Raw genomic sequence first — 15,987 nt, 5'->3', positions numbered from 1 at the left:
GCGCGCCCGCCGCGGTGAGTTCTCTCAGCGACCGGCGGGCGCGCCCGCCGCGGTGAGTTCGGCGAGCACCGCGAGCAGGACGTCGAGGGAGAGCAGCGAGGCCACGTGGGTGCGGTGGAACTCCCCATCGGCGTTCTCGAAGGCGACGGTCTCGCTCATCGGGTGGAAGCGGCAGGACAGGCCGCGGTCGAGGGAGTGACGCCGGCCGTCGACGGTCAGGGCGTCGGCCGACACGACGACGGCCGGGCGCGCGCCGTCCAGGTTGCGGGTGTTGGCCACCCACGACTTCAGGTGCTGCTTGCGCGCGTCGAACGACCAGAAGGCGGCGGACCCCGTGGTCCGGATCTCGTGGAGGACCCGCGGGACCCGGTGGTCGACCAGCGCCTGGGTGAGATCGGCCTCCAGCCGTCCGATGCGGGAGGTCGTGTGCGCCACGTAGACCCACGGATCGCCCTCCCCCGTCCGGTACGCCAGGTAGCGCAGCGGAGAGGCCCGGTAGTAGTCCCGGATGTCCTCGAAGCGGTGGACGCGGAGCTCGCCGCGGGCCCGGACCGCGATGCCGTGCTCGTACAGCTCGACCACCGGGCGCCGGACCGCGCGCACGACGGACACGGCGATCACGGCCGCACCGATCGCGGCGAGGCCGGCCCCGGCGGCCGCGAGCACCGACGGGTCGCCGGTGAACGTGGTCGTGCCGTCGGTCACCCGCCGCCACACGGACAGCACGTCGAGGCCGGCGGCGAGGAACAGCCCGCCCAGCACAAGCCAGACGGCGAGCGACATGAGGCTCGCCCCGTACTGGCGCACCCGGGGGCCCAGGTTCTGATCCATGACGTACTGCTCCTTGACGGTCTCGGGCCGGCCGCCCCGGGCGGGGCGGGATGGGAGGTGGGGTGCCGGGGTCAGCGGTGCGGGTACACGAGGATGACGCCGCCCGAGGCGGTGGTGCCGCCGATGACGGCGACGCCGCCGTCCGCACGGTCGGGGACGAGGGTGCCCGCCGCCTGGTCCGAGACCCGCCCGCCGGCGGCCAGGTCGATGCTCGCCGGCGACCGGTCGAAGGCCTTGCCGTCCCAGAGCGCCGCGCCCGACCGGGCACTGCCGTAGGCCGTGCCCTCCGGGTCGACCGTCCGCACGCGGGTACCGGTGCGGGAGGCGCTCGGCTCGAAGCAGAAGCCCTGCCCGGACCGGGTGTCGAACACCACGGCGCCGGCCACCAGGTACCGGCCGCCGCCGGTGAGGAACGGCTCCCCCGGGGTCCCGTCCACGGCGCACGTCACCGAGGCCAGCACCTTGCCGTCGGCCCCTCCGTGCAGCGCCCACACGGCCCTGTCCGGGGCGTCGTCCTTCGTCGGCCAGGCCGCCAGGACGTCCCCGGTCCCGGTGCCCCAGACCCGGACGCCGCGAACGCCGCCGGGGCCGGCGGCCTCGGGCGGGACCACGTCGTCGCTGATCCACGGCCCCGACCAGAAGGCCTGGTAGCCCTCCACGAGCGGGCCCGCGGACGTGGCGCCGACGATCCTGCTGATGGCGGCGTCGCAGTTCTCCAGCACCCGCGGACACGGTTTGGGGGCCTTGCGGGCCGGGCTCTGCCGGTCGTGGACGGTGACCTGCCCCGAGGTGACGTCGACCACCACCACACCGTCCTGGACGGGTACGGTCACCAGCCCGTTCTCCCAGGACGCCGTGAGCGCCCCGGTCCGGAGGCGTGACACGGTCACCTCGCGCAACGGGGCCGCCTGGTCGCCGGACGCGCCGGCGGGGTCGAACACCGCCAGCCGGGTGACCGTGGCCGCCCCCTCGACACCGCCCGAGGCGAGGACGACCAGCTCCCGGCCGTGGTCGTGGGTGAGCAGCAGGCTGGCGTCGGTCGACTCGAACCCGCCTGCGGAACCCGCCGACCGCTTGGCCGGCCGGCTGCTCCAGCGGGGCACGCCCGTCCGGGCGTCGCGGGCGACCACCCGCTCCGTACCGAGGTCCGCGGAGACCGAACGGAACAGGACGAGGCCGGCGCCGGGCGCGACGATCGGCGAGGAGAGGACGCTCCCGTCCTCGGGCTTGGCCGCCCAGCCCTTGCCGTTGTCGTAGGGCTCGGGAAGGGCGTGCCTCGGCGCCGCCGGGACGCCGGGGGCGGTGGCTCCGGCCGACGCCGTGACCGGGGCGGTGGCGCTGCCGGTGGCGGGGCCTCCCGAGCCGGCGCCGCACGCCGCGAGCGACACCACTGCCAGGGCGGTGACGGCAGCGGCGGCCGGTGCGGTGCGTGTCTTCATCGGTGTCCCCCATGACGGTCGTTCAGGTGGTGCGGGGGCGGGTGCGCCCCGTGCGGCTCGGGAGGACCGCGGTGCTCCGGTCACCGACCTGCCGAACGCCGTCGGCGCCGTTCCCGGTCCCTTCGCGGGTGTCGACACCGCGGGAGCGGGCAACGGGCAGCGGTCATGACGGCGTTCGCGGTGCGGTGCGCAACGGCCGTGCCGGTCACGGCCCCTCGCCGCCTCCGACCCTAGGAGCACGCGGACCGCGGTGTCGTCAGCCGTAACTCGCATCCGCGGGTATGACCTTCGTCGTACCCGCGCGACACGGCGGGGCGACCGACCCGCCAGGGCGTCCGCTGCGCACCCCCGCCCGCACCGCGGAACCCGCCGGGGCTACGCGAACCGCGGGGGCTCCCGGTGGAGGCCGTGGCGGTGCGCCAGCACGATGGCCTGTGCGCGGTCCCGCAGCCGGAGCTTGAGCAGGACCCGGGTCACGTGCGTCTTCACGGTGCCCTCGCTGATGAACAGCTCGCCACCGATCTCCGCGTTGGAGAGCCCCTGGGCGATCAGGTGCAGCACCTCGCGCTCCCGCCCGGTGAGGTCCTGGTAACCGTCCGGCGGCGCCGGGTCGGTGGCCGGGGCCGACGTGTAGCGCTCGATGAGCCGCCGGGTCATCCGCGGCGAGAGCACGGCCTCGCCGGCCGCGGCCGACCGCACGGCCTGCTGGATCAGCTCGGCCGGCGAGTCCTTGAGGACGAAGCCGTCCGCGCCCGCCTGCAGCGCCTGGTGCAGGTAGGCGTCCAGGCCGAAGGTGGTGACGATGACGATCCGGGGCGGAGCCGGCCGCTCGTGCAGGGTACGGGTGACGGCGATGCCGTCGAGCCCCGGCATCTGGACGTCCATCAGCACGACGTCCGGGGCGTGCCGCTCGACGGCGGCCAGGGCCTCGGGGCCGGAGGCGGCCTCGCCGACCACCGCCAGGTCGGCGGCGGCGTCGACCACCAACCGCAGGCCGGCGCGGACCAGGGGTTCGTCGTCCGCGACCAGCACGCGGACGGGGCCGTGGGAGCCGTCGGTCACCGCTGGCCCGTCCTCGGGATCGTGGCGGTGACGACGAACGCGTCACCGCGCTCGCCGTGGGTCCGGAGCGTGCCGCCGAGTGCCGTGACCCGCTCGCGCAAGCCGACCAGACCGGTGCCGGCACCCGCGGGCAGCGGCGGGCCCGCGTGGGGCGGGGCCTCGTTGCCGACCGTGACCGTCACCCGGTCGCGGCGGGCCATGACGGCGACGTGCACCCGGCTGCCCGGTGCGTGCCGGGCCGCGTTGGTCAGCCCCTCCTGCACCGTGCGGTACACGGCGGTGGCCTGGGCGCGCGGCAGCACCGGGTCGGCGTCGGGCAGGTCGAGCCGCACCTCCAGCCCCGCGCCCCGGGCGCCGTCGACCAGCCCCGGCAGGTCGTCCAGGCCGAGGCCCGGGGCCGGCGGGGCCTCCCCCTCCGGCCCCTCGTCCTCCCGGCGCAGGACGTGCAGCATCGTCCGCAGGTCGTCCATCGCCTGGCGGCCGACCGTCTCGACGGAGGCGAGCGCGGCCTCCGCGGCGGCGGGGTCCGTACGGGCCACCAGACGGGTGCCGGTGGCCTGCAACACCATCAGGGTCACCGCATGCGCGACGGTGTCGTGCAGGTCCCGGGCCACCGCCTGACGTTCGGCGGCGACGGCGGCCGCCACCTGCCCCTTTCGCGCCCGCTCCGCCTCGGCACGGGCGATCCGCTGGCGGGTCAGCTCCTCCCTCGCCCGGCGGTCCCGGCCCAGCAGCCAGCCGGCCCAGGCCGCCACCACGGCGAAGAGCCAGTCGCCGACCGGATCGTGGTTGACGGCCACCGGCCCCGCCCACTCCACACCGACGACCACGGCGAGCAGCACCAGCGCCGTACGGCGCCGCGGGGAGTTGCGCCCGGCGCTGTACGCGGCGACCACGGCGGCGACCAGCGGTGCCACCAGACCCGTCGAGGGGGTCAGCCGGACGGTCTGCACCAGCATGCCGGCCAGCGCGACCAGCACCGGCGAGACCACCAGGCGCCCACAGGTGGCCAGCGGCTGCGCCATGGCCACCAGGCACAGGGCGTTGGCCCACATCGGCCCGCGCAGGTCGGGGCTGGCCCACGTCTCCCGGACGCCGATCAGCACGAACAGCACCGAGAGCAGCGGTCCCCCGATCTCACGACCGCTCCGCGTCCACCTGCGCCGCTGCTCAGCGCGCTCCTCGTTCACCCACCCAGGGTAGGGAGACCCCGCCCCGCCCGGGCGACCAGGGTCACCGGAGTGGCCCGCTCGTCCCCGAGCTGACCGCCATGGTGGACCGCTACCCCGCCCGCGAGCGGCGGCCGCACCGTCGCCGGCGGGAGCGGGGCGGCGGCCGCACCGTGCCGGACGGCGCCGGAACGTCAGGGGCGGCGGGCCGTGGCCGGGCCCTGGAACAGGTAGGCGATGTCGTCCCACCGGACGATCACGGCACCCGCGCCGGCGCCCACCACCAGGGCGGCCGCGGCCAGGGCCGGGGCCACGGCGCCGCCGGGGGCCAGCGCCACGACGAGCGCGGCGGCGGCGAGCAGACAGTTGCGCAGCACGAAGCCCCGGGCGGTGCCCCGGGCGGCCGGCTTCGCCGCGCCGAAGCACCGGCAGTCCGCCGCCCGCCCGGCCTGCAGGGTCGCGGCGGTGAACCCGGTCAACAGCACCAGCACGGCCACCGCGCCGAGCTGTCGCGCGGTCGCCAGCAGCACCACGGCCGCCACCTCGGCGGCGATCACGCCGACGGCGGTCGGCCGCCGCAGCGCGGCGGGCAGCCAGCGGAAGTCGGCCAGGTCGGCGGCGAACGCGCCCAGCGCGGCACGGCTGCGCGCCTTGCCGACCAGGGCGGTACCGAAGACCACCACCAGCAGGGCGCGGGCGGCGAGTTGCAGCATCGTCATGCGGTCCTCCCCGAACGGTGGTTTGCTCCGCGGCCCGATCGGCTCAGGGGCTGCGCGGGCCGCCCGTCGCGGGACATCCGACGGACGGCCACACCGAGGGCGGTACGACTCGGAACGGTGCCGAAGGTCCGCGAGTCCAGGCTGCGCGGGTTGTCGCCGAGGACCGCGAGGTGCCCGAGCGGCACCGCGGGGCAGCCGTCCGCAGCCGGATCGCCCGCCACTCCGCTGACCCGCTTCACCAGCCAGGGCGCGTCCTCCGGGTCGCGCGGACCGTCCGGCACGGAGAAGACCACCACGTCACCGCGGCGGAACACCCGGGTGCGGCGCACCAGCACCCGGTCGCCGTCGCGCAGGGTGGGCTCCATGCTGCCGCCCTGGACGTCGACCAGCTCGAAGGAGCGGCGGACCAGCAGCACCGTCACCACGGCCCCGGCCAGCGCCCCGGCGGTGACGGCGGCGGTCAGGGGAAGGCCGTTCATCGCACTCCTTCGGCCCGGGCCGCGGCGACCCGCAGCGCAACGGCGTCCTCGCCGCCGATGCCGGGGCCGTCGCCGTCGGCACCCTCGGCGACGGTCTCCTCGGCCTCTCGGTAGCCCTCGGCCTGTGCGGCGAACAGCTCCGCGTACCGGCCGTCGAGGGCCGTCAGCTCCTCGTGGCTGCCGCGTTCCACGACCCGCCCCTCGAAGAGCACCACGATCAGGTCGGCCTCGCGCAGGGCGGCGAGCCGGTGCGAGATCAGCAGGCTGGTGCGCCCGGCCCGGTGGCGGCGCAGCGCCTGGTGCACCTCCCGCTCGGCGAGCGCGTCGAGGCCGGAGCTGGGCTCGTCCAGGACGAGCAGTTCGGCGTCCTCCCTCATCAGCGAGCGGGCGAGTGCGACGCGCTGCCACTGACCGCCGGAGAGCGAGACGCCGTTCTGCTCGTCCTCGTCGGTGAACGTCCGGCTGAGCAGGGTGCGGTAGCCGCGGGGCAGCAGTTCCAGGCTCCGGTCGATGCCGGCGCGGGCCGCGGCGGCGCGGATCCGGTCGAGGTCCTCCCGGTGCTCGGGCGCGCCCGGGCCGACGTTCTCGGCGGCGGTCAGGTCGTACGTCATGAAGTCCTGGAAGGTCGCGCCGATCCTGCGCCGCAGCTCGTCGACCGGCATCGTGCGGATGTCGGCGCCGTCCCACAGGATGCGCCCGCGCTCCGGGTCGTAGAACCGGCAGAGCAGTTTGACCAGGGTGCTCTTGCCTGCGCCGTTGACGCCGACCAGACCGACCGCGCGGCCCTGCGGGAGGTGCAGGTCGACGCCGCGCAGCGCCCAGGGGGCGTCGGGGGTGTAGCGGAACCAGACGTCCTCGAAGGTGATGCCCTCGTGCAGCGGGGCGGGGACGTGCGTGCCGTCGGCGAGGTCTGCGGGCGAGTCGAGCAACGCGCGGTAGTGCCCGAAGAGCCTCAACGCCTCCTCCGCGCGGCCGAGTTGCATCACGATCGAGGAGAGCGCGCCCTGCACCGCGGCCACCGCGGCGGTGAACAGCGTCATGTCGCCGAGGGTGATCCGGCCGGCGAGCACCTGCCGGGCCACGACGACCGCCGCGGTGCCGGCGGCTGCCGCGGTGAGCAGGGCGAGCCCCGACTGGACGAGAACGCTGCGGCGCAGCGCGGCCAGGCCGGCGCCGGTGGTCTCGCGGAGCCCGTCGAGCGCGCGCTGCCGGAACAGCGGACCGGTACCGAAGAGCCGGATCTCCTTGGCGGCCCGGGGGTCGGTGAGCAGCATCCGGTAGAAGTACTGCCGACGGGCGGCGGGGACGACGGCGGCGGCGGCGTCGGCCATGCCCCGGGAGGTGCGCAGGTGGCCGGCGACGGAGACGGCGACGCAGACCACCAGCAGTGCGCCCATCGGCGGCCAGAACACCAGCACGGTGCCGAGGAAGCCGGCGATCGTGGCGGTGCTGCGGACCGAGTCGAGCAGGAAGTCGAGGACGTCGTGCGGTGCGCCCTGGGCCGCGGTCTCGGCCAGCCGGATGCGGTCCTGGGTCGCCGGGTCCTCGAACGGACGCAGCCCGCGGTAGGCGTTGACCCGTTCGTAGAGCCGGTCCTGCACCTCGATGTTCACGGCCCGGCCGACGGTGGCGGCGACCAGCGCCGTGACGTGGTTGAGCGCGGCGGTCGCGCCGGCGAGGGCGGCGCCCGCGGCCGCGAGCCACGCCACCCGGGTGCCGTCGGCCGCGCCGGGCCCTCCAGCGCCGGCGAGGTCGTCGACGAGCAGTTTGGTGACGTAGGCCATCGCGGCCGGGAGCGCGCCGGTGAGCAGGGCGAGCAGGAGCTGGAGCAGGATCCCGCCGCGGGAGGCCCGCCAGCCGAGCCGCAGCGCGGCGGCCGCGGTCCGGATCCGCCCGAGGACGGTCATGGTCACACCCGTTCCCCGACCAGTGCCGGGCGGGCGGGCGCCGTGCGGTGGGCCGGGGCGGGCACGACGTCGCCCAGCTCGTGGCCGGCCGCGGCGATCACGCCGTCCTTGATCCGGAGCAGCGTGGGGAAGGCGCTGACCCGGCCGAACGCGTCGGTGGCCGCGGACCTCTCGGCGACGACGGCCACCCGGCCGACGGGGCCGAGGGCGGCGGTCATCCTGCGGGTCTCGGGATTCTCCGGGTCGCCGACGACGAAGAAGAGCGGGTCGGCGGCCCCGGTGGCGGCGCCGCCGGCCAGGGACTCGATCAGGGGTGCCGCAGGGCGTGCAGCCGACCATGACGAAGCCGGCGAAGGCGTCACCGGCGGCCACGTCGGCCGCGGTGACCTCCTCCCCGGAGGTCGTGACGGCGGTGAACTCGCCGACGGCGGTGCCGACCGCCGGCAGGGTGTCGGGGGCACCCGTGCCGCCGCCCTCCTCCAGCGTCCGCAGCCTGCGGATGACGGCGAAGGTGAGGACGAGGTTGGCCGCGGTGGCGATGCCGAGCACGACGGCGAGAACGATGAGGGCGGTGAGCATGTCGGTTCCTCTCTCTGGGCCGGGCGATGGCGACGGAGGGCGGGGGCCGCCGGGAACGGTCCCCCGCCCTCGGGATCGTCAGCAGCCGTACGCGACCTTCTTGTCGTACTGGAAGCCGCCGGTGCCCTTGCAGACGCCCTGGCAGTTGTAGTAGCCGTTGCACATCGGCTGCCACCACCAGCCGCCCGAGCAGAAGCCGCTCCGCGAGGTGCAGGCGACGACACCGCAGTAGTCCGGGGGCACGCAGGCGCCGGCCTTCTTCTGCTTCAGCAGCGCGCCCAGCATCCGGTCGCCGAGCGTCGTGAGGGTCCTGGTCATGTGACCTCCTTGCGGGTTCGACCCGCTGTTCGAGTCGCCCCACCGTGCTGTCCGGGCCCCCTCTCCATCGGCTCCTCATCGGCTCTGCGGTCCCCGGCCGGAGCCGCGGCCCTCGGCGCGGCCCTCGGCGATGCCGAAGGGGCTGTGCGACGCCCTGTCACGGTTGCCGAACGGTCGGGCTGGTGCGGGTTCCCGGACCGGTTGTGCGGGTACATCCCGCAGCGACCACCGTGCCTGGTGTGCGGCCCCGTCCGGCCGCGACCCACCCAGCCTCAGGCCGTCAAGGGGGCCGTCATGGCCGATCGATCTCCCCTCGTCAACTTCCAAGCCCAGGACGGGGCGACCGTGCGTCGCCTGCGCCGGGGCGTCGGCGTCATCGGGTTCCTCCTGCCGATCGTCCTTCCCGTGGGCAACATCCTCACCTCCTCCCACGTCGCCCTGCTCAGCTCGATGAGCGCCTCCTACTACACCCACATGCGCAACGTCTTCGTCGGCGGCCTCTGCGCCGTCGGCGTGTTCCTGATCTGCTACCGCCACGACCGACGGGAGGACCGGCTCAGTTCGGTGGCCGGCGTCCTCGCGGTCCTGGTGGCGCTCTTCCCCGCCGAGCCGCCGGTGTCGATCACACCGGACCCGACCACCACGCAGAAGGTCGTCGGGACGCTCCACCTCGGCTTCGCGGCAGGGCTGTTCGGGGTGCTCGCCTACTTCTGCCTCCGGCTGTTCGCCGACTCCCGGAGCGCGGGCGGGCACCGGACCGCCGCCGACCGGGTGTACCTGGTCTGCGGCTGGTCCATCGTGGCGTGCCTCGCCGTGGTCGCGGTCGGGGCCGTCGTCCACCTCACCTGGGACTCGCCGCTCACCCCGATGTACGCCGGCGAGGCGGTCTCCGTCTTCGCGTTCGGCGTGGCGTGGCTGGTCAAGAGCGAGGCCGTCTCCGCCGCCCTCGTGTCCCGCGGAGCACCCTCCGCGGCCGCGGAGGGCTGACCGTCCGCTGTGCTCCCCGCCCCGGTTCGACGACGCCACCGAAGGCCGCCGCCGAAGGCACCACACTCGAACGAGTGAATCCTCTCCGGCGACGTCCCTGCCGGCGCGCCGTACCGGGGCGCGGGGCCCGTCCCTCGGACGGCGCGCCCGGGTCATCCGATGCCTTGTCACCCGTACAGCTCGTCAGAGTCGTCCCGGCGGTGTCCGCCGCCGACGATCGCAGCAAGAGCTGGACACACATCGGAACGAGGACATTCGAGATGACCCGAGCGCTGCCCCACCGTCGGAACACGAGAGCCCACCGCGGCCTGGTCATCACGGCCATAGCCGTCGCGGGACTGATACCGGTGGCGGCGACCCCGGCGAACGCGGCGACGCCCGGGCTGGCCGCCGCCCACGGCCACGACCACCGGCACGGAGCCGACCACGAGCACGGGCGCGGCCACGCGCACCACCACAAGCGCGGGCACGGGCACGGACACCGCCACGACCACGCCCGCGGTCACGAGCAGCGCGAGGACCAGCGCCAGGACGCGGACGTCAGCGCCGACGCGGACGGGCTGTCGGCGGAGCTGAGCCCCGAGGTCGCGGCCAAGATCGACGCGGCGATCAAGGAGACGATGGCCAAGACGGGCGTGCCCGGCGTGACCGTCGGGCTCTGGCTGCCGGGCGAGGGCCACTACCTCCGCTCCTTCGGCGTCGCCGACAAGAAGACCGGCGCCCCCATGACCGACGACCTCTTCATGAGGATCGGCAGCGTCACCAAGACCTTCACCGCCACCGCCGTGCTGGAGCTGGTCGACGACGGGCTGGTGGGGCTCGACGACCCGATCTCGAAGTACATCGCCGGCGTCCCCGACGGCGACCACATCACCGTGCGCAACCTCGCCGAGATGCGCAGCGGCCTGTTCCCGTACTCCTCGGACCCGGACTTCATCAAGGCCCTGGAGTCGAACCCCACCAGGCCCTTCACCCCGGACGAGCTGCTCGCCTACGGCTACAAGCACCCCAACGTCGCCCAGCCGGGGACGCAGTTCCTGTACAACAACAGCAACTACATCCTGCTCGGCCTGCTCGTCGAGAAGGTCAGCGGCATCCCGCTGGAGGAGTTCATCCAGGACCGGGTGATCGACCCGAGCGGCCTGCGCCACACCGTGTTCCCCAAGGGGGCGGAGTTCCCCGACCCGCACGCGCACGGCTACACCAACCAGACCCTCGACGGCGCGACGGTGGACGCCACGGACTGGAACCCGAGCTGGGGCTGGGCGGCCGGGGCGATGATCTCCGACGTCCACGATCTCAGGCGCTGGGCCAAGGACGTCGCCACCGGCACACTGCTCTCGCCGGAGACCCAGGCGGAGCGCACCAAGTTCCTGGGCGGAGGCGTCCCCGGTGCGGGCTACGGCCTCGGCCTGTTCGACATCCAGGGGTGGATCGGCCACAACGGCTCGCTGCCCGGGTACGAGAGCCTGGTGCTGTACCTGCCCGAGCAGGACGCGACCCTGGTGGTGGTGCTCAACACCGACATCCTCACCGACGGCCAGGAGCCGACCACCCTCTTCGGCCAGGCCATCACCAGCATCGTGGCGCCGAACAACGTCTACTTCCTCCCCGTGCCGGCGAAGTAGTCCGAGCAGCCGGGGATTCGGCGGCCGCGTGCCGTCGGGCCCGCCGCCGGTGCCCCCGGGCCGGCGGCGGGCCTCCGTGCGCTCACGCGGGGACCGGCGGGCCCGGCCGCCCGCGCCGTTCCGTTGGCCCGGCCGGGCTCCGCGGTGGGAGCCTGGGAGCAGGGCCACCCACCGCCCACGCCGTGGAGCACGCGATGGCGACGAGGATTCTGTTGGAGGGGCGCCCCGGCAGCGGGAAGACGACCGCGATCCGCCGGCTGGCGGCACTGCTGCGCGCGGGCGAGGCCGTCGGGTTCACCACCGAGGAGATCCGCGAGGGCGGTGCCCGGGTCGGCTTCGCCCTGGAGACGCTGGCAGGCCGGCGGGGCGTGCTCGCCCACGTCGGGCTCCCGGGCCCGCCGCGGGTCGGACGGTACGGGGTCGACCTCGGGGTGATGGAGCGGCTGGCGGTGCCGTCCCTGGTGTGGGCGCCCACCGCCGCGTCGGGGCCGGCGAAGGGACTGGTGCTCGTCGACGAGCTCGGACGGATGGAGCTGGCGTACCCGCCGTTCCAGGAGGCCGTCCGCGAGCTGTTCGCCGGCGAGGTCGACGTGGTCGCCACCGTGCACGCGCAGCCCGGCCCGTTCACCGACGAGCTCAAGCACCGCACCGACGTGGAGCTCCTCCAGGTGAGCCGGGCGAACCGGGACGCCCTCCCCGAGTGGCTGGCGGCGCGGCTGGAGCGGTGGTGACCGGGCCCGCGACGCGGCGGCCGCGTGGTGACCGGCGCGCCCGGCTGCTGGACGCCGCGGCGAGCTGGGCCGGGCGGGCCGACCGGTGCGCGGACTGGACCGGCCGCGGTGTGGAGCGGTGCCGCCGGTGGGCGCGCGAGGGCGCGCAGCGGCCGGGCGAGGTGGCGCCGCCGTCGTGGTTCGCCATCGCCCTGCCGTTCGGCCTGGCCTGGTACCGGGTCCCCGGCGGGGTGGCGCGGGCCTGGTGCCGACTCGCCGCCCTGGCGTTCCGGGGCCTCGCCCGCGCCCTCGGAGGCGGGAGCGGCGGGCGGGTGGACCCGGGTGGGCGAACCGGGCGGAACGGCTGAAACCCCACGGAACCGTTCGGGTCGGCCGGTTCGTCCTCCCTGGTGGCGGGGTCCTGAGAGCCGGGGGCGCGGAGGTGGGCCCGGATGCGGTACGTGGAACGTGCGCGGGGCCGGTGGCGGGCGCTGTCGCTCCGGCAGCGGATCGCGGCCCTGGTCGTGGGCGGCGCCGCCGTTCTCCTCGCAACAGTGGTGGCAGCCGTCCTCACCCTCGGCGGCACAGGCTCCCCGGGGCACCCGGCGGACGGTCCGCCCGCCGGTCCGTCGACGACCGGTTCGGCCCCGCCGGCCGTCCCCCACCCGGCCCCCGGCGGCATGTCGCCGCTCACCGGGCTCGCCGGCGGGGCCGGCCGGATCGTCGCCGTCAAGATCGACAACGCTCCGGCCGCCCGACCGCAGACGGGCGTGAACGCCGCCGACGTGGTCTACGCGATCGAGGTCGAGGGCGGGCTCTCCCGCTTCCTGGCCGTGTACGACTCCGACCACCTGCCCCCGGGCGACCGGATCGGCCCGGTGCGCAGCGCCCGGGAGACCGACCTGCCGCTCCTGCAGCAGTACGGGCGGGTGGACTTCGCCTACTCAGGCGCGCAGTCCGCGCTCCTTCCCGTACTCGCCCGGGCCGATCTGTTCACCTGTTCACCGGAGCAGGACGACTCCTTCTTCCGCGGGCAGTGGAACGTACCGCCGTTCAACGAGTACGTGGTGCCGTCCGGGATCCTCGACCACTTCCCGGACGCGGCGACGGCCCGGGACGTCGGGTTCCGCTTCGGCGACGCACCGGCCGGCGGTGTCCCGACCGGCTCGTTCACCGCGCGGATGCCGGCCGCCTCGTTCACCTTCACCTGGTCCGCCGCTCAGGGCAGGTACCTGGTGGCGGCGGACGGCAGGCCGGCGATGACGACGGACGCCGGGCAGATGGGAGCACCGACGATCGTGGTGCAGAAGGTCGCCGAGACCACGTCGCCGCGGGGACTGGTCGACTCCTTCGGGCACCTGGTGCCGTTCGCCCCGACGGTCGGCAGCGGCGAGGCGGTCGTCCTGCGCGACGGCGCGGCGTACCGGGGCAGCTGGTCCCGGCCGGATCCGGCCGGCGGCACGGAGTTCAGCTACGCGGGGCAGCCGATGCCCTTCCACCCCGGGCAGGTCTGGATCGTCCTCGAACCCGCGTGAGGCCGGCTCCCGTCGCCGACCGGGCCGGGTCCGGACCCCGCCGCCGGTCAGCGACGGGACATGCGGCGCGCGGGCGGGGCTATCCGCACCCGCTGCTCGGTCGGCGCCTTCTCCAGGTCGTCGAGCTGCGCGGTGATCGTGGCGCGCAGCTCGTCGTCGTCCTCGAAGCAGTGGTCCTGGAACAAGGTGTAGCCGGTCCACATCAGGTTGGCGCAGACCCGCGCCGGCACCCGGCCGGTCCGGGCGCCCATGCCGACCAGCGCCACCGAGGTGATGCTGCCGGGCGTCCTCCGGTTCTGCTGGTGGACCGCCTGGAACGCGGCCGCGCACGCCAGCGCCACGTTCAGGGTCTCGCTCACGTTCTGCGAGGACGCCTCCATCGTCGGCGCCGAGATCAGGAACGCCGGGTCGGTCGCCCCGGACGGGACGCACACCGCGCTGCCCACCGGGAGCCGGCCGGCGAACCGGTCGCGGATCGCCCGCTGGACGCGCAACTGTATGCCCGCGCCGAGGTGTCGCTTGACCACCGCGTCGACGCCGCCGTCCATCCGGCCGCGGGAGTTGGTGGGGCTGACCCAGGCGTCGACCTGCTCGTCGAGGATCGAGCCCCGGCGGATCTCGATCCCCGGGGTGTCGGCGAACGCCGCCCGCCACGCCTCCACCACCGTCGCGTTGATGTCGGTCAACACGACCTTGAGCGGCGACTGCACGCGGTCCATGGCCATACTTCACTCCGATCGAGCTGTGGTTCGTCCGACACCACCGACGCTAGCGGGCGGCACCGACAAGGCGGTCGGGCACGGGAGGCCCGGGCGCCGCCCGACGCCCGGGAGGGGCGCAGGCGCCGGGCCCGGCTGTCGGACCCGGGCGGTAGGACTGTGAGTGGCGGTCAGCAGAGACTGGCGGCCCCTCACGAGCACGCCCCGCCCCGCGCACGCACGGTCCGACCCTCGGAGCCCGCCACCATGACCGACGCCACCATCCCCGCCCCCGCCGCGACGCCCGCCCCGAACGACCCGCTGGCGCTCACGGAGCTCTTCAAGGGCGGCGGCGAGCCCTGGCTCCCGCTGCTGAAGCCGGTCATCGAGGCGCAGCCGGACGCGGCCTCGTTCATCGGCACGGGCCGCAGCCCGGAGGTCGTCCCGGTCCGCGAGCTGACCTTCCAGGCGCTCAAGCCGAACGCGCCGAGCAAGTGGAAGGTCGTCGTGTTCGGGCAGAACCCCTACCCGAGGCCGGAGAGCGCCACCGGCATCGCCATGTTCGACAACACCTTCCACGACTGGAAGGACAGCCAGTTCGGCCGGGTCGTCAGCATCCGCTGCATCATCAAGGCGGCGGCGATGTGGAAGTACGGCATCGTCAAGAAGACGCCGATCGCGGACGTCCGCGCGCTTCTGAAGGAGCGGGAGACCGTCCAGCCTCCGGAGTGGTTCCAGGCGATGCTCACCCAGGGCGTGCTGCTGCTGAACGCGGCGCTCACCTCCAGCAGCGACGGCTCGACGGGAACCGACCGGCACACCGCGTTCTGGCGGCCGGTCGCCGAGCGGATCGTCGAGGAGATCCTCAAGGCCAAGCAGGACGCCGCCGAGGAGGACCGCGGCGTGGTCTTCGCGTGGTGGGGCGCGCACGCGCGCAGCCTGAAGAAGGTCGTGCTCAAACTCCAGGAGAAGTACCCCGCGGTCGAGGTCCGGCACATCGACCACGCCAACCCCGCGGCGCAGGGCGACGTCTTCTGCGACGGCGACCACTTCGGCGCGGTGAACGCGGCCCTCGCCTCGCTGGGCGCGGACGAGATCGACTGGCTGCCGAGCACGGGGTGGAACGAGCGCGCGGCGGAGAACGGCCGGGCGGACGCCGACACCGCCGAGCGCATGGGGGCCTTCATCACGTCCACCATGGAGCTGCACCAGCTCTACCTCGACCGCCTGGCGAGCGTGAAGGACGAGGGCCTGGTCCTCCCCGCGATCACCGGGGTGTTCGACACGCCGGTGATGGACTTCCGCGACGCCGTCGGCCCGGTCGCCGAGCTGCTGTCCGGGCTGGACCGGCACGTCACCCGGGCGCACGAGTTCGGCAAGCGACGGGCGGACGGGACCACGAGCGGGCTGTCCGCCGACGCGGTCGCCGCGCTCTACCTCTACACCTGCGAGTCCGCGTTCTACCGGGAGATCAACGCCATCCTGCGCTCCCCGGACCGGAGCCGGCTCCTCCCCTACCTCCCGTACCTGCGGCTGCTGTTCGCGGCCGTGTCACAGCTGCCCGCCCGCACGGCGCCGCTCTGGCGCGGGGTGCCGCTGGACTTGCGGGGCCAGTACCCGCTCGGCCGGACGGTGACCTGGTGGGGCGTGTCCTCGTGCACCTCCGAGCCGGGTGTGGCCCGGGCGTTCCTCGGCAGCCGCGGCAAGCGGACGCTCTTCGAGGTGGAGCCCGCCCGGGCCGTGGGCATCCGCGAGTTCTCCGCGTTCACCGGCGAGGAGGAGTTCATCCTGCTGCCCGGCACCCAGCTGAAGGTGACAGAGGTCAGGACCGAGCGCGGCGGCCTCTGCACCGTCCGGCTCACGGAGCTCGCGGAGCAGACCCTGGTGTCCTGACGTCGGGTCCCGGCGGCCGCGGCCGGCCCCGGG

16 protein-coding genes are annotated in these 15,987 nt (G+C 74.8%); 6 read left to right on the top strand and 10 right to left on the bottom strand.

Translation table 11 applies throughout. From position 1 onward, the window contains the following. Nucleotides 1-24: 24 nt before the first annotated feature. The 9 genes from ACF9IK_RS31920 to ACF9IK_RS31880 all read right to left on the bottom strand — a co-directional run bounded on the left by ACF9IK_RS31920 (nt 25) and on the right by ACF9IK_RS31880 (nt 8,503). A complete protein-coding gene (locus ACF9IK_RS31920; protein ID WP_395297546.1) occupies nt 25-831 on the bottom strand; it encodes a hypothetical protein in 807 nt (268 codons plus the stop codon). Nucleotides 832-902: 71 nt separating this feature from the next. Continuing rightward, entirely contained in the window at nt 903-2,270 is a 1,368-nt protein-coding gene (locus ACF9IK_RS31915; RefSeq protein WP_395297545.1) for a hypothetical protein, read from the bottom strand. 375 nt (nt 2,271-2,645) lie between these two features. Next, the gene (locus tag ACF9IK_RS31910; protein ID WP_395297544.1) at nt 2,646-3,332 is read right to left on the bottom strand and encodes a response regulator; all 687 of its coding nucleotides are present in this window, start codon (nt 3,330-3,332) and stop codon (nt 2,646-2,648) included. Continuing rightward, on the bottom strand, nt 3,329-4,522 hold the full coding sequence (locus ACF9IK_RS31905; RefSeq protein ID WP_395297543.1) for a sensor histidine kinase: 1,194 nt from the start codon (nt 4,520-4,522) through the stop codon (nt 3,329-3,331). Before ACF9IK_RS31905 ends, ACF9IK_RS31910 begins: the two co-directional genes overlap by 4 nt. 173 nt (nt 4,523-4,695) lie before the next feature. Continuing rightward, the gene (locus ACF9IK_RS31900; protein ID WP_395297542.1) at nt 4,696-5,220 is read right to left on the bottom strand and encodes a MauE/DoxX family redox-associated membrane protein; all 525 of its coding nucleotides are present in this window, start codon (nt 5,218-5,220) and stop codon (nt 4,696-4,698) included. Then, nucleotides 5,217-5,699, bottom strand: coding sequence for a signal peptidase I (gene lepB, locus ACF9IK_RS31895; protein WP_395297541.1), 483 nt, complete (start codon nt 5,697-5,699; stop codon nt 5,217-5,219). Before lepB ends, ACF9IK_RS31900 begins: the two co-directional genes overlap by 4 nt. Next, nucleotides 5,696-7,606 carry an ABC transporter ATP-binding protein gene (locus tag ACF9IK_RS31890; RefSeq protein ID WP_395298731.1) on the bottom strand — a complete coding sequence of 637 codons (1,911 nt, stop codon included), beginning with the start codon at nt 7,604-7,606 and terminating at the stop codon, nt 5,696-5,698. Before ACF9IK_RS31890 ends, lepB begins: the two co-directional genes overlap by 4 nt. A gap of 2 nt (nt 7,607-7,608) precedes the next feature. Beyond that, complete coding sequence (locus ACF9IK_RS31885; protein WP_395297540.1) at nt 7,609-7,968, bottom strand: hypothetical protein; 360 nt, start codon at nt 7,966-7,968, stop codon at nt 7,609-7,611. Nucleotides 7,969-8,263: 295 nt separating this feature from the next. Next, complete coding sequence (locus ACF9IK_RS31880) at nt 8,264-8,503, bottom strand: hypothetical protein (RefSeq protein ID WP_395297539.1); 240 nt, start codon at nt 8,501-8,503, stop codon at nt 8,264-8,266. Nucleotides 8,504-8,797: 294 nt separating this feature from the next. On the opposite strand from ACF9IK_RS31880, the gene ACF9IK_RS31875 reads away from it, so the two are divergent. From ACF9IK_RS31875 to ACF9IK_RS31855, 5 genes are all read left to right on the top strand, one after another. Continuing rightward, on the top strand, nt 8,798-9,490 hold the full coding sequence (locus tag ACF9IK_RS31875; RefSeq protein WP_395297538.1) for a DUF998 domain-containing protein: 693 nt from the start codon (nt 8,798-8,800) through the stop codon (nt 9,488-9,490). Nucleotides 9,491-9,750: 260 nt separating this feature from the next. Further along, nucleotides 9,751-11,118, top strand: a complete 1,368-nt coding sequence (locus tag ACF9IK_RS31870; protein ID WP_395297537.1) for a serine hydrolase domain-containing protein — start codon at nt 9,751-9,753, stop codon at nt 11,116-11,118. A 194-nt stretch (nt 11,119-11,312) separates the two neighbouring features. Continuing rightward, a complete protein-coding gene (locus ACF9IK_RS31865; RefSeq protein WP_395297536.1) occupies nt 11,313-11,849 on the top strand; it encodes a nucleoside-triphosphatase in 537 nt (178 codons plus the stop codon). After that, complete coding sequence (locus ACF9IK_RS31860) at nt 11,846-12,196, top strand: hypothetical protein (protein WP_395297535.1); 351 nt, start codon at nt 11,846-11,848, stop codon at nt 12,194-12,196. Before ACF9IK_RS31865 ends, ACF9IK_RS31860 begins: the two co-directional genes overlap by 4 nt. Nucleotides 12,197-12,280: 84 nt before the next feature. Next, nucleotides 12,281-13,363: a DUF3048 domain-containing protein gene (locus ACF9IK_RS31855; protein WP_395297534.1), complete on the top strand. Its 1,083-nt coding sequence runs from the start codon at nt 12,281-12,283 to the stop codon at nt 13,361-13,363. Between the two features lie 47 nt (nt 13,364-13,410). Here the strand turns inward: ACF9IK_RS31855 and ACF9IK_RS31850 are convergent, their stop codons facing one another. Further along, nucleotides 13,411-14,082: a macro domain-containing protein gene (locus tag ACF9IK_RS31850; protein WP_395297533.1), complete on the bottom strand. Its 672-nt coding sequence runs from the start codon at nt 14,080-14,082 to the stop codon at nt 13,411-13,413. Between the two features lie 246 nt (nt 14,083-14,328). On the opposite strand from ACF9IK_RS31850, the gene ACF9IK_RS31845 reads away from it, so the two are divergent. Next, a complete protein-coding gene (locus ACF9IK_RS31845; RefSeq protein WP_395297532.1) occupies nt 14,329-15,954 on the top strand; it encodes an ADP-ribosyltransferase domain-containing protein in 1,626 nt (541 codons plus the stop codon). Nucleotides 15,955-15,987 lie beyond the last annotated feature (33 nt).

Origin of the sequence: Kitasatospora hibisci (genome assembly GCF_043950205.1) — a bacterium.
Classification (GTDB): domain Bacteria; phylum Actinomycetota; class Actinomycetes; order Streptomycetales; family Streptomycetaceae; genus Kitasatospora; species Kitasatospora hibisci.
Note: the sequence above shows the minus strand (reverse complement) of the source record. Positions and strands in the feature narration are given on the sequence as shown.

What these genes read in the sequence shown, in the direction of transcription:
- ACF9IK_RS31850 (WP_395297533.1), bottom strand. Translation starts at nt 14,082, where the DNA reads ATGGACCGCGTGCAGTCGCCGCTCAAGGTCGTGTTGACCGACATCAAC.
- ACF9IK_RS31900 (WP_395297542.1), bottom strand. Translation starts at nt 5,220, where the DNA reads ATGACGATGCTGCAACTCGCCGCCCGCGCCCTGCTGGTGGTGGTCTTC.
- ACF9IK_RS31920 (WP_395297546.1), bottom strand. Translation starts at nt 831, where the DNA reads ATGGATCAGAACCTGGGCCCCCGGGTGCGCCAGTACGGGGCGAGCCTC.
- ACF9IK_RS31875 (WP_395297538.1), top strand. Translation starts at nt 8,798, where the DNA reads ATGGCCGATCGATCTCCCCTCGTCAACTTCCAAGCCCAGGACGGGGCG.
- lepB (WP_395297541.1), bottom strand. Translation starts at nt 5,699, where the DNA reads ATGAACGGCCTTCCCCTGACCGCCGCCGTCACCGCCGGGGCGCTGGCC.
- ACF9IK_RS31915 (WP_395297545.1), bottom strand. Translation starts at nt 2,270, where the DNA reads ATGAAGACACGCACCGCACCGGCCGCCGCTGCCGTCACCGCCCTGGCA.
- ACF9IK_RS31890 (WP_395298731.1), bottom strand. Translation starts at nt 7,606, where the DNA reads ATGACCGTCCTCGGGCGGATCCGGACCGCGGCCGCCGCGCTGCGGCTC.
- ACF9IK_RS31880 (WP_395297539.1), bottom strand. Translation starts at nt 8,503, where the DNA reads ATGACCAGGACCCTCACGACGCTCGGCGACCGGATGCTGGGCGCGCTG.
- ACF9IK_RS31855 (WP_395297534.1), top strand. Translation starts at nt 12,281, where the DNA reads ATGCGGTACGTGGAACGTGCGCGGGGCCGGTGGCGGGCGCTGTCGCTC.
- ACF9IK_RS31865 (WP_395297536.1), top strand. Translation starts at nt 11,313, where the DNA reads ATGGCGACGAGGATTCTGTTGGAGGGGCGCCCCGGCAGCGGGAAGACG.
- ACF9IK_RS31870 (WP_395297537.1), top strand. Translation starts at nt 9,751, where the DNA reads ATGACCCGAGCGCTGCCCCACCGTCGGAACACGAGAGCCCACCGCGGC.
- ACF9IK_RS31845 (WP_395297532.1), top strand. Translation starts at nt 14,329, where the DNA reads ATGACCGACGCCACCATCCCCGCCCCCGCCGCGACGCCCGCCCCGAAC.